At 47.5% G+C, this 12,597-nt stretch carries 9 protein-coding genes; 6 read left to right on the plus strand and 3 right to left on the minus strand.

What is annotated here, in order from left to right; translation table 11 throughout:
- Positions 1 to 76: 76 nt before the first annotated feature.
- Together Q1A08_RS18365 and Q1A08_RS18370 are read right to left on the minus strand one after the other, a co-directional pair.
- Positions 77 to 1,885 carry an acyl-CoA dehydrogenase gene (locus tag Q1A08_RS18365; RefSeq protein WP_299775623.1) on the minus strand — a complete coding sequence of 603 codons (1,809 nt, stop codon included), beginning with the start codon at positions 1,883 to 1,885 and terminating at the stop codon, positions 77 to 79.
- 369 nt (positions 1,886 to 2,254) lie between these two features.
- Positions 2,255 to 3,037 carry an SDR family oxidoreductase gene (locus Q1A08_RS18370; RefSeq protein WP_299775625.1) on the minus strand — a complete coding sequence of 261 codons (783 nt, stop codon included), beginning with the start codon at positions 3,035 to 3,037 and terminating at the stop codon, positions 2,255 to 2,257.
- 211 nt (positions 3,038 to 3,248) lie between these two features.
- Here Q1A08_RS18370 and Q1A08_RS18375 point away from each other — a divergent pair, with 211 nt between their 5' ends.
- From Q1A08_RS18375 to Q1A08_RS18395, 5 genes are all read left to right on the plus strand, one after another.
- A complete protein-coding gene (locus Q1A08_RS18375) occupies positions 3,249 to 4,793 on the plus strand; it encodes a PAS domain S-box protein (protein ID WP_299775627.1) in 1,545 nt (514 codons plus the stop codon).
- A complete protein-coding gene (locus tag Q1A08_RS18380) occupies positions 4,793 to 5,383 on the plus strand; it encodes a response regulator (protein ID WP_299775629.1) in 591 nt (196 codons plus the stop codon). Before Q1A08_RS18375 ends, Q1A08_RS18380 begins: the two co-directional genes overlap by 1 nt.
- Before the next feature lie 162 nt (positions 5,384 to 5,545).
- Complete coding sequence (locus tag Q1A08_RS18385) at positions 5,546 to 6,076, plus strand: EF-hand domain-containing protein (RefSeq protein ID WP_299775630.1); 531 nt, start codon at positions 5,546 to 5,548, stop codon at positions 6,074 to 6,076.
- A 76-nt stretch (positions 6,077 to 6,152) separates the two neighbouring features.
- The gene (locus Q1A08_RS18390) at positions 6,153 to 7,610 is read left to right on the plus strand and encodes an ATP-binding protein (protein ID WP_299775632.1); all 1,458 of its coding nucleotides are present in this window, start codon (positions 6,153 to 6,155) and stop codon (positions 7,608 to 7,610) included.
- Between the two features lie 60 nt (positions 7,611 to 7,670).
- Positions 7,671 to 8,342 carry a response regulator gene (locus Q1A08_RS18395; protein WP_299775634.1) on the plus strand — a complete coding sequence of 224 codons (672 nt, stop codon included), beginning with the start codon at positions 7,671 to 7,673 and terminating at the stop codon, positions 8,340 to 8,342.
- A gap of 93 nt (positions 8,343 to 8,435) precedes the next feature.
- On the opposite strand, the gene Q1A08_RS18400 is transcribed toward Q1A08_RS18395, so the two are convergent.
- A complete protein-coding gene (locus tag Q1A08_RS18400) occupies positions 8,436 to 10,940 on the minus strand; it encodes a zinc-dependent metalloprotease (protein WP_299775636.1) in 2,505 nt (834 codons plus the stop codon).
- A gap of 288 nt (positions 10,941 to 11,228) precedes the next feature.
- On the opposite strand from Q1A08_RS18400, the gene Q1A08_RS18405 reads away from it, so the two are divergent.
- On the plus strand, positions 11,229 to 12,521 hold the full coding sequence (locus tag Q1A08_RS18405) for a valine--pyruvate transaminase (RefSeq protein WP_299775638.1): 1,293 nt from the start codon (positions 11,229 to 11,231) through the stop codon (positions 12,519 to 12,521).
- Positions 12,522 to 12,597: the final 76 nt, after the last annotated feature.

Raw genomic sequence — 12,597 nt, forward strand, 5'->3', positions numbered from 1 at the left:
TGTAATCTATATGAAAACAAAAAGGGTAAAGCAAAAGGGCAGCCTTGCGGCTGCCCAACTTCTTATACCTTATTTATTAAAACCAAGCGTCTTGCATGGCTAAACAAGTATCGTCTTGGCTTTGCAGTAGCTTGGCTTGGTAATCAATTTCTGGCAGTTCCCACTGAATGTAGTACTGGGCGGCTTGCAGCTTGCCACGATAAAAATTCTCTTCGTCCTGGTGAAGATCTGTTGCCAGCGCCTTAACCGCAATAATGGCTTGCTTCAGCCAAATCCAACTTACCAAAACACGACCAAACATATCGAGGTAAACCGTGGCATTCGCCATGCCCAAATCAACTTCGCCTTTGCCTAAGGTACCGAGCAAACTCATGGTGGTTTGATCCAAGCTCGCTAGCGCGGCTTCGATAGACTTGGCCCAAGCTGAAGTTTCTTCGATTGTCTTAGCTTCTTCGGTACTGGCAAGAATTTCATCTTTTAAGGCTTGATAACCTGCTAGGCCATTCATTGGTACCTTGCGGCCTAGTAGATCCAAACCGTGAATACCTTCGGCACCTTCATGAATTGGATTCAAGCGGTTGTCGCGGTAGTACTGTTCAACAGGGTATTCGCGAATATAACCAGAACCGCCCAATATCTGAATGGCATGCTCGTTAGCACGTAGGCCATATTTTGATGGGAAGGATTTCACCATTGGGGTGATTAAATCCAGTAAGGTGAAGGCTTGCTTACGCTCCTCTTCAGTCGTTGCAGTATTTGAATCTTCAAAAAGCTGACTCGCGTAAAAGCACAATGCCATCGAGCCCTCGACATAAGCTTTTTGTGCCAGCAACATACGACGTACATCGGCATGCTCAACAATATTGACCTGCTTTGACGTCGGATCTTTTTGCGAGGGCAGTCGACCCTGTGGGCGATTACGCGCATAATCCAACGAGTAGTTATAACCTTGGTAGCCCAACACGGCAGCGCCCAAGCCAACACCAATGCGTGCTTCGTTCATCATTTGGAACATATAGGCCAAGCCTTTGTGTGCTTCTCCTACTAGATAGCCAACAGCGCCATCTTTTTCGCCAAAACTTAGAACGGTAGAGGTGGTATTACGGTAACCCATTTTGTGCAACAAACCCGCCAGTGCTACGTCATTGCGCTCGCCTACGCTGCCGTCTTCGTTAAGCAAGAACTTAGGGCAGATAAATAGTGAGATGCCTTTGGTGCCTGCTGGTGCGCCTTCGATTTTAGCCAAGACCATATGGACAATGTTTTCAGTTAGGTTGTGATCACCTGCTGAAATAAACATCTTTTGACCAAAGATGCGGTAAGTGCCGTCGTCTTGTGGCTTCGCTGTGGTTTTAATATCGGCTAGGGCTGAACCTTGGCCTGGCTCGGTTAATGCCATGGTGCCGGAAAAACGCCCGTCCATCATCGGTGGCAGATATTTGGCTTTTTGAGCCTCATCACCAAAGCTATGAATCAGGTTGGCTGAGCCTAAAGTAAGGAAGGGGTAGCCGGTAGATGAAATATTAGCGGAAGAGATATAGGACATGGCTGCGCGCAGAATGATTTCTGGCATCTGCATGCCGCCTTCTTCAAAATCGTAATGGGCGGCGAGGAAGCCTGCCTCTGCGAAGGCATCCCAAGCTTCCTGAGTCTCTGGAATTAGGTGTACGTTTTCGCCGTCAAAGGTCGGCTCGTTGGCATCACCTTTGGCATTGTGGTTGGCGAAGTACTTTTCGGCGATGGTTTTGGCGGTTGCCAAGGTGGCATCAAACACCTCGCGCGAATGTTCTTGGTAGCGTGGACGCTCTAGCAGGGCTTCACTGTTTAAGAACTCATAAAGTAGGAATTCAATATCGCGGTCGTTTAGTAGCGGTGTCTGTGACATGGTAGCTTCTCGTGATTATCGCTATTGGAGCTTTTTGGGGTCTACTTTCCTACCTGCACTAAAGTAGGGGTATACCCCTATTTTCACTAAAAGGTCAGAGCAAATCAAGTGTTGTAAGGGTGGGGGAGTCTATTGAGGCCGAGTTGCTTATGAGATCTCACTAGTCGGACCGACTTTTATGGGTACGAGGAGCTTTGCTGGGGACGCAAAAAGCGGCATCCGTGCCAGCTCGGCTCCTCTTGGATTCGCACCATCCAGGTGCTCAGCTTTCAGCCAAGCCCAAAATCTCTCCAAGAGATTTGGTCAAGTCGGAGACGCCCCTGCAAAGCTCCTCGTACCCATAAAACTCTGCATTTGGGGTTTTAAGGGTTATGCAATCAGAGTCGTGCCGCCATCAACTGGGATAATCTGCCCAGTAATAAACCCTCCGGCTTTACTGGCTAACATGATGGCTACGCCCGCGATATCGCTGGCTTCACCCCAGCGGTGCATTGGTATTACGGCGCATTCGGCTTCGAAGGCCTCTTTATCGGTACTCAAAAACTCAGTCAGCTTAGAATAGAAGCGACCGGGTGCGATAGCGTTAACACGAATGTGGCTCTCGGCCAGCTCTTTACCCAAAACGCGAGTAAGCTGATGCACAGCAGATTTACTGACCGCATAGGTGAAATTATCTAGGCCATTGCCAACGATACCGGCAATGGAACCGATATTGATAACGCTGCTATAGCTGTCCTGACTAGCCTTGGCCTTAAGCAGGGGTAGCAAAGCTTGGGTTAGGAAGAATGGGCTTTTGGCATTGATATCCATAACCTTGTCCCAGCCTTTTTCTGGGAACTGGCCAAACTCGCCAGCCCAGCCAGTGCCGGCATTGTTTACCAGTACATCAATATGGCTTTCGCGCTCATTTAGGGCTTGGGTTAAAGCGATGATGCCTTCATTAGTAGCAGCATCTCCAGGCAGTGCAACGCAATCGCCGAATTGGCTAAGTTCCGCTGCTGCCGCTTCGCAGGCCTCAGCTTTACGGGCGGTGATGTAAACACGTGCAGCGCCAGCCTCAAGATAACCCTGAGCAATGTAATAGCCAAGGCCGCGTGAGCCACCTGTAATTACACATACCTTGCCTTGCATTCCAAATAGATCATTTAGCATCTTGTTCTCCGATAATCGCTATCTGTTACTGACCAGTCCCTGCGCTGGGAATGGGCAGAGACTAACAAAGCCAGGCTGCAAGGGCTTATTTATTCTTGTGATACGCAAACATTCACGATTCACTTTGCTTGTGGGAATTGCTGCTTTTTCCACTAAGGGGAATCACCTATAATTGACCTTCAAAGACGCGAAATTATTAGGTGTAAAAACCATGGACAGTCTGGAGCCAGCTTCCAATCTGCAAGAATATAATGAAGCTCGCTATCGTATATTGGCTGAGCAGTCGGGGGTGATGATTACCTTGCACCGTCCGGGTGACTGGGCCTATACGGCTGTTAATCCAGCCGTGGAGCAGCTCACAGGTTATCGCGCTGATGAATTGCTGGGCTTGCCGGCTTATGAAATGTTCCACCCGGAAGATGCCTGGGCCATGCAGCATAAGCTGATACCGGCTATTAAAAAGCACGGCACGCGCACCTTTCGCTATCGCTCGCGCAATAAGCAAGGTGAATATCGTTGGGTTGAAAGTACCCATCGTTCCATTCGCGATAAAAACAGTGGTGAGCTAAAAGAGATTATTGCCGTTACCCGTGAGGTTCAGCAGGAAGTGGAAGCTGAGCAGGCGGTGCAGCGTTTAGCGGATGTGGTAGAGGCCAGTGCCGATTTGGTTTTGCTTTGTGATGAGCAGTTGCAGGTTTTAGATTTAAACAGTGCGGCAAAGCAGGCCCTAGGGCGTGGCCAGGACGAAGAGCGATTCTCTTTGCGGGACTATTTGGCCACTGAGAGTGTGCAAAAGATTCGTACCATTGCGCTACAAGTGGCGCGTCAGAAAGGGCGCTGGAAGGGCGCTATACGTTTAAAGCTGCCGGGGCGAAAAGAGGGCTTGTGGCAGTTAGAGCAGTTGATCGCGACCAGTACCGAGCCGGTCTACGGTTTGTACTCCCTAATTATTCGAGATCGTAGTGAAGAGTTGGCGGTGCAACAGGCTTTGCAAGATAAACAGCAGCAGTTAACTCACAGTGAACGCTTGATGAGCCTCGGCGAAATGGCCAGTGGCTTGGCTCATGAAATTAACCAGCCATTGGCGAGCTTATTGAACTACGCGCGCGGCGGCTTGCGTAAGCTAAAGCGTGATGAAGATTTAAGCCCGGAGCAACTTAATAAATTATTGAGTGCGATGGAAAAACAAGCGGAAAGAGCGGCAGCAATTGTGCAGCAATTACGCTCGATGGTGAAGAAAACCCCGCATCGCCCAGAGCTCATTGAGTTGCGCCAATCTCTGCGTGAAGCTGCCGAGTTCGTCACTCAAGAGCTAGAGCAGCAAGTGGTGAATATTGTTTTTCAAGAACCCAAGGTAAATGCTTGGGTGATGGCCGATAAGGTTCAGCTTCAGCAGGTGTGGGTGAATTTGTTGATCAACGCTTTGGAGGCAATGGCTGAAAGCGCTAACCTTGATCCTACTAAGCTCAATGAAGACCCTCGCACCATTAAAATCCGTATCGAAGAACAGTTGGAAGTCGCATCGAAAGGCCGCTACTGGCAGGTGGCAGTGAGTGACCAGGGGCCAGGAATTCAAGCGCAGGCGATCAAACAGGTATTTGAGCCTTATTACAGCTCTAAGAACTCAGGTCTTGGACTTGGTCTTTCAATATCTCGTTCTATCATTGAGAGCCTTGGTGGTCGAATAGAAGTAGAGAGTGATGGTAACAGTTACAGTTGTTTTAAAGTCCGTTTAGCGGCCGCAGGTGAAGACTAATGAATCCAATACTAATTGTTGATGATGATGCGGACTTTCGTGAGTCTTTGTCTTGGTTGCTGGACAGTGCCGGTTATTCCAGCCAGGGCTACGCGAGCGCTGAAGAGTTTCTCGAGTCCTATCGAGGTGAGCCGGCCTGCCTATTGCTCGATGTGCGCATGACCGGAATGAGTGGCTTGGAGTTGCAGCGCCAATTGCTCGATAAATCCTATCAAATACCAGTGATACTGATCACCGGGCATGGTGATGTACCGATGGCTGTGGCCGCCATGAAAAATCATGCCTTTGATTTTATCAGCAAGCCTTTTAATGACGAGAGCCTGCTCGATATTATCGCCAAGGCGGTGGCTGACATTCCTAGGCGCTTTGCTTTGCAAGGCCAGCAGCTTGAAGCAAGGGCGAACTGGGAAGAGCTTAGTAAGCGCGAGCAGCAGGTGGCGTGCTTGGTTGCCGAGGGCGGTAGTAATAAGAGTGTTGCTGAAGATCTAGGAATCAGCGTCAAAACTGTTGAAATTCATCGTTCTCGAGTTATGAAAAAGATGAAAGCTGATAGTTTAGCGGCTTTAATACAGCAGATAGCAATGCTTTGATAATATTGGATTGAATAACCTTATTTGATCGCTTTGGCGCCTCTTAACGCAAACTGCTTGAGACTCCTTAATTCCTCCATATTTAGTGCAAGCTCGCTGCCTAGTATAAGCAGCAAGTCACAGAGATGTGGCCATACCCATTAAGAGAATCGAGGATGTAAAATGAAAAAGCTACTTACTATGGTAATTGCACTGGCGGCGACTTCACAGGCTTATGCTTTCCCTGGTGGTCAGGAGATGAAGGAAAAGTTGGACTTAGACGGTGACGGTCACATTAGCCGTTCTGAAATTAAAGCCGCTAAGTCTGCCCACTTTGCTGATATTGATGCCAACAAAGATGGTCAGCTAAGCCGAGACGAATTGAGCAGCTATGGTGAAGCGAAGAAAGCCGAGATGCAAGATAAGATGTTTGCGCGCCTAGATGCTAATAGTAATGGCACGGTAAGCGTTGAAGAATTTTTAGAGCGTCGACCAGAACAGCAAGAGCAGGTTGCGAAGAATTTGTTTGCACTAGCGGACAAAAATACTGATGGCCAACTTACTCAAACTGAGCTAGTTGCCATGAAGTCGGATCGTGCGGGCGTGAAGTTCGCTCGTATGGATCTAGATGGTAACGGTCAAATTAGTGAAGATGAGTTTGAGCAAGGTAGCCGTCGCGGTAAAAAAGGCATGCGAAAGGCATTTCGCCGTTAATAGAGGTCTTTTAGCTAAGAGTGAGGAATGCTGAATGCTGTATCTATATCCTTGTAAATTGTTATGAATACTTGTTATGAAAATTAAACTACAAGGTAAGTTGTTTCTCGCTTTTGCTTGCGCTACCGCCAGTGTATTACTCGCGGTAGCTTGGTTTGCAAACTGGAATTTCGACAGAGGGTTTCGGGAATATTTAAATCAAGCGGCCATTGAGCGCACGCAATCCATCCGAAACGCTATAGTAGAGCACTACAAAAGTACCGGCTCCTGGCAAGATCTGCAGGATAATCCCCAATTACTAAGACAGCTTATTTTACAAACCATCGATTGGGATAGACACCAGCGCTTTATTGAAAAGTCGAGGCGAACCGATGGTAGAAATGTAGATCGAAAGCAAGAAAAGCATCGTCGAAAGATTTTTGAAAGGCATTTTCGTGAAGCACGTTATCTGCGTTTGTATGATGAACAAGATAAGCTCATCATCGCCTCATCGTCTTGGCAAGGTGGTATTGAAGATGAGCTGCGTGTTCCTCTGCTATTTGATGGCAAACAAATCGGCACCTTCGCACTGCGCAAGGTAAAGCTCAAGCGTAATCGCCTCGATTATGAGTTTCGTGAGCAGCAATTCAAAAAGCTGTGGAAAGTTGTCGTTTTTGCATTGCTGATTTCCGGGCTGTTATCCTGGTTGCTGTCACGTAATTTGATTGCTCCTATTCGTGAGCTGGCAAAAGGCACCGCGGCATTGGGTGATGGAGATTATGCACGTCGAGTCGAGGTTCGTGGCTCCGATGAATTGGCCAATCTCGGTCGTGATTTTAATCAACTGGCCTCTACCCTAGAGAAGAACGAACAGTCAAGACAGCAATGGATCGCCGATATTTCCCATGAGCTACGCACGCCTTTGGCAGTACTGCGAGGTGAGATTGAGGCGGTTCTGGACGGTGTCCGAGAGTTTAATGCGGACAATGTAAAATCCCTCCATGCCGAAGTTCTGGCATTGGGACGATTGGTGGATGACTTATATCAGTTGGCTTTATCTGATGCAGGAGCCTTGGATTATCGCTTTAGTCAGGAAGACCCGCGCGAGTTGCTGGAGCTCTCCCTAGATGCTTTCGATCTACGCTATCAGCAAGCGAGTTTGTCTTTATCTGCTCCCAATTTATCCCAGTTGAATGCGGCCATTAGAGCAGACCGGAAACGTTTTACCCAACTGATGCATAACCTTTTGGAAAATAGCCTGCGTTACACTGATGCTGGTGGCCAGGTTGTTTTGAACGCTGAGGTTTTAGATAAAGACCTAAAAATTATGTTGGTGGACTCATCGCCTTCAGTGGCACTGGAGGATCTACCGAAAATATTTGATCGCCTGTATCGCGTAGATCAGTCCCGTAGTCGGGAGCATGGAGGTTCTGGTTTGGGCCTGTCATTGTGTAAAAATATCGTTGAGGCTCATGGTGGGCGTATCAGTGCCGAAGCTTCGGATATCGGTGGTTTAAAGGTGAGTGTTTACCTTCCGCTTTGGTCTGATGAATAGGCTAGGCGATTAGCGGCTAGGGAATGGTTTTGGGCGATCGGTTTTAGAAGAGGTTTTATAATGGCAGAGAAAGTACTGATTGTAGAAGATGAGCCCAAGCTGGCCCAACTTCTGCACGATTATTTAAAACAAGAGCTCTTTGAATGCCATATTTCCCTCGATGGGGCTGATGTGGTTGATTGGGTTAAGACAAATCAGCCAGATTTGATTTTATTGGACCTAATGCTGCCAGTAAAAGATGGTATGACTATCTGCCGAGAGCTTCGTCAGTTTTCCAGTGTGCCAATTATTATGACTACCGCCAAGGTTGAGGAGATTGATCGCCTGCTTGGTTTGGAGCTAGGTGCTGATGATTACATTTGTAAGCCCTATAGCCCGCGAGAGGTGGTGGCGCGTGTTAAAGCAGTAATGCGACGTTATCACAGTGCGCCCACTCAAGAGCAAAACAGCAATGAGATTGTCATTGATGAGCAGCGCTATCATGTAGAAGTATTTGGTCAGGCCTTGGACTTAACCCCAGTAGAATTTCGCTTATTTCACTATCTTTATCGTCATTCGGGGCAAGTTTTTTCACGTGATCAATTGATGGATAAGCTCTATAACGATGGCCGAGTGGTCACAGATAGAACCGTTGATAGTCATATTAAAAACCTGCGTAGAAAGCTAGCCGCCGTGACGGAGCAAGAATTGATTCACTCGGTATACGGTGTGGGTTATCGCTTTGAGTTGTAAGGGCTTTTATTTCGAAGACAAATGATAGCCAGACAAAGAAAAAGGGCTGCAATAATGCAGTCCTTTTTGCTTTTAAGATAAAACGGTTCGCCCTTAAATTGGATCACCTGGCGGCAAAACAATACCCTGCAAACTTCCTTCTTGTTTCTTTAACCACTTATCGATATCACGGGCAATTTGTTGCTCATGGGCACTGGCTTTGCGTTTATCTTTTAAGCGCTTGCCAAGCATGGCAAGTTTTTGATTAAGCTCTGCTCGTACACTGTGGCTGGTGTTTTTATGGGCAGCGCTGGCAGCCATTTTCTGTACCACTACTTGTTGTACCACTTCTTGAATCTGACGATCTTGTGGGTCTTTTGCGGTCTTAATGTCCCAGCTAGCTTTTAATAGCTTATCCAGTACCTCTGTTAGACTCGGGTAATCACCACGGGAGGCAAAGTTCTCTAAGCGTTGTAAGCGCTCAGGGCGCAGGATTTGCTCTACGCTTAATGCCGCCGATGCCTCAATCGCCGCTTCCGTATCAAAGATAAGATTAGCGCGTCCATTCAGTGTTTCACCTTGGTTGAAACGGCCTTCAGCAGGTGTAACTAACTCTACTGCGGCCTTAGGCAGGCGTAAGAACTCTGGACTTAAACTTTCTAGAATCAGATCTAATGCACGAAGCTGCTCAGCTTTAGGCACAATCTCAACAGTCATCTGGCCATCACCGCGGCTAGCATAGCGGTAATCTGCACCACCTAAACTTTGAGCTGCGGCGTTAAGCTGGAAGCGATGATGCATATAGCTCGGCAGCAAGATATAACGCAGATTACTGTAGGGCTCGTCAGGGCGTAAAAGCTGCTCACCAAAGTTATCTAAAGCAATGCGGCGCACTTTATATTCGTGGGCCAGCTGGTCGACTAGGTTACTACCATTATCCCAAACCGAGGTTTTAGGGTGTGCGGCACGAGTGAATTTATTATTAATGTGGTTTATATAAATTAAACCGCGATCAATACTCTCTTTAATAACAGCAGCTAGCTCGGCCTGTTCTTTTTCTTTATCGAACTCACCGTATAACCAACGAATGCTTAATTTATCGTATTCACCAATGCGCTGCAGGTAGGCGTTGCTTACATCTAGCTTGCCATCTTTAATGTCGATCATTGGCGCTGGGTAATCCATGACACTTTCGCGACCATAACTAGAGGCCATAAAGTTATGAGGCAAGCCGATAGTGTGGCCGACTTCGTGCGCAGACAACTGACGTACACGGGCTAGGGCCATTTCAACCGCCGCCTTATCGCTGCTGCTGGCCATGTGTGCTAGGTATTCAAAGCTTGGGGCATCGGCTAGGATGCACATATTGTGATTGTCGCTATTACTATGGTTCGTTCCATGGCTGTCACTGTGCATTGGGTAACCTTCCAATGCTTTGCGAGCATGTAGATAATCTTGGCGCAAACGCAGGCTGCCTAGGTTTACATTGCCCTTGATAATTTCCCCAGTACGCGGGTCCATAATAAAGCTGCCGTAGGAGTAACCGCGAGTCCGGCGATGCGTCCAGTGAATCATGTTATAACGCGAATCTTGGGGGTCGGCATCTTCAGGTAATACCTTTACCTGGAAGGCGTTAATAAACCCTGCTGCTTCAAAGGCTTCGTTCCACCACATGGCGCCTTCGATTAAGGCACTGCGGATAGGCTCTGGAGTACCGCCATCCACGTAGTAAACAATCGGCTCTTTGGCTTCAGAGCGGGCGCGATCTGGGTATTTCTTTTCTAAGCGATGACGGCCAGCCAAGCGTACAAATAAATCTTGCTCTATCGCAGTGCCATAATCTTGATAAGTGTGGCCCAGGCTACCAATTCTTGGGTCGGCGTAGCGTGGGGTATAACCCGTAGGTGCAGCAATAAAGGTGTGATGCTGACGTAAGGTTACGGAGTTTGCATTTGCAGCCGCGCGCCAAACCAAGTCACCGGGTTTGCTGCTCGCAAAGGTTAGACTAACTTCCACCTCGGTGTTATTGGGAAAAGCTTTGGTTCTCGGCATGTGAAAGCTGCTGCGGTTTTTATCCAGCTTAAACTTACCTTGCTTTGCGCGATCTAAACGAGCAATAACTTGATGGGTGTCGCGAAGGAAATAATCATTAGCCTTTAGCAGATATTTGCCTTTGCTTTGGGCAACAATGGGAAATGCCCATTGGATCGATTGTGCAAAGGCTTCTTGTACCGCTTTACGTTCTGCTGGGTTGTCACTATCAGCGCGAAACTTATAGTTTTTTTCCCAAAAATAAATTTTCGGGCCGACTTTACGAGCTTCCAATACAAAGGTGTGCCCAAGCTGGCCGCGATCCAAACCGACAGGGTTGCTGCCTAAGCCCGAGGCCAATGAAACCTGATAGATAAATTCTTTATCAAGGTCGGCGACGGCCATATACAGATCGCCTTTATCTTCATCCCAGTATAAATCGACAAACCCTGGCATAGCCTGCATGCCCTTGGTCTTACTGGCAATGCTAGGCAGTGATGCCTGGCTTAGCATGGCACAGCACAGTAAGTAACTGGCCAATAGCAGTTGAGTAGGACGTAGGCGTCCGAGGTGAAGCTTTGAAAGCATATTTATTATCCTGTTATGTCAATTGGGCGGATGACTATGGGGCGCAAGAAGGCAGCGGCGCGCTGCCTTTACTACAGCTCTTATCAAGACGAACAAAAGCCCTAATTACGCAGCTTGTGAAGCTAATTAAAGGGCAAACTGGCAGCCGATTCTACAGTTGTCGATTTTGACCAGCAAAAAGGGTAGGCTGGAGCCATTTGATGGCTGAGTTTGCTTGCATAGATAGTTTAAAAAGACAGTTTATTGAGGCAAGCTCACAGGGCAATAAGTAGTAGATGGTGCAGAGGAATGGTTGAGGATTCGGGTAAATCGCAAGGTAAAAACAATGGGCTGTCGCGTCTTGGACAAAAGATGGCGGGTGATTCTGGCATTGTTAGCTTAATGGACGATTTAGGGCAAGCCTTGGCACTAAACCCTGAAATGATATTTATGGGTGGTGGAAATCCAAGTCGAATTACCGAGCTAGAAGATATCTTCGCTGAGAAGCTTCAAGCGGTTTTGGCGGATGAACGCGAGCGCCATAAATTATTTGGAATTTATCAATCTCCACAGGGCGAACTGGAGTTTTTGCAAGCGGTCGCCCGGCTATTAAATGAGGAGCTAGGATGGCCTGTCAGCGCTGCTAATATTGCAGTGAGTAATGGCTCTCAGTCGGCCTTTTTTAATCTATTCAATATGTTTGGTGGCCGACAAGAAGACGGTAGCTACAAAAAAATCCAACTGCCTTTGGCGCCAGAGTATTTAGGATATGCCGATGTGGGCGTTGAAGAAGAGCTCTTTGTCGCGGCTAAACCTAGGATTGAAGAGTTGGATGATAATCTCTTTAAGTACCGTGTGGATTTTGATGAGCTGAATGTCGGCGACGATATTGGCGCTATTTGTGTATCTCGCCCAACCAACCCAACCGGTAATGTACTTACCGATGGTGAAATCCAAAAGCTTGATCAATTGGCAAGAGCGAAAGGTATCCCCTTGATAATCGACGGCGCTTACGGCACGCCGTTTCCCAATATGATCTTTAGCGAAGCGAAGGCGCACTGGAACGAAAATACCATTGTAGTGTTTAGCTTTTCTAAGCTAGGTTTGCCTGGTGCTCGAACGGGGATTGTGGTTGCCAATGAAGATGTGATTAAAGCATTTACCAATACCAATACCATCGTTAGTTTGGCTTCCGGAACATTGGGGCCTAGCATTGGTAAACAGCTATTTGCAGACGACAGTATTTTACGAATCAGTAACGATATTATTCGCCCTTACTACGAAAATGCCTCAATGCTCGCTCAGGATGCGGTAAGGCAATCTTTTCAAGGCTTGCCTTATCGTTTACATAAGCCTGAAGGCGCGATGTTCTTTTGGCTATGGTTTAAAGATCTTCCCATCAGTAGTGAAGAGTTGTATCAGCGCCTAAAAAGCCGCGGAGTATTGGTGGTTGCTGGGCATCATTTCTTTGTTGGGCTAGAAGAGGACTGGCCCCATAAGGATGAATGCTTGCGCGTCACCTATAGCCAAAGCCCAGAAGTGGTAGCAAAAGGGATCAGTATTATCGCCGAAGAGGTTGGCAAGGCTTATCAGGGTACATAAATCTCTCTTTTTGCAGTGCCTGCAGTTTTTCTGATGTTCTGGAATTAATTCTCTATAAATCAGATGGTTAGGACGT

The sequence above is a fragment of the uncultured Pseudoteredinibacter sp. genome, assembly GCF_947500695.1.
Classification (GTDB): Bacteria; Pseudomonadota; Gammaproteobacteria; order Pseudomonadales; family Cellvibrionaceae; genus Pseudoteredinibacter.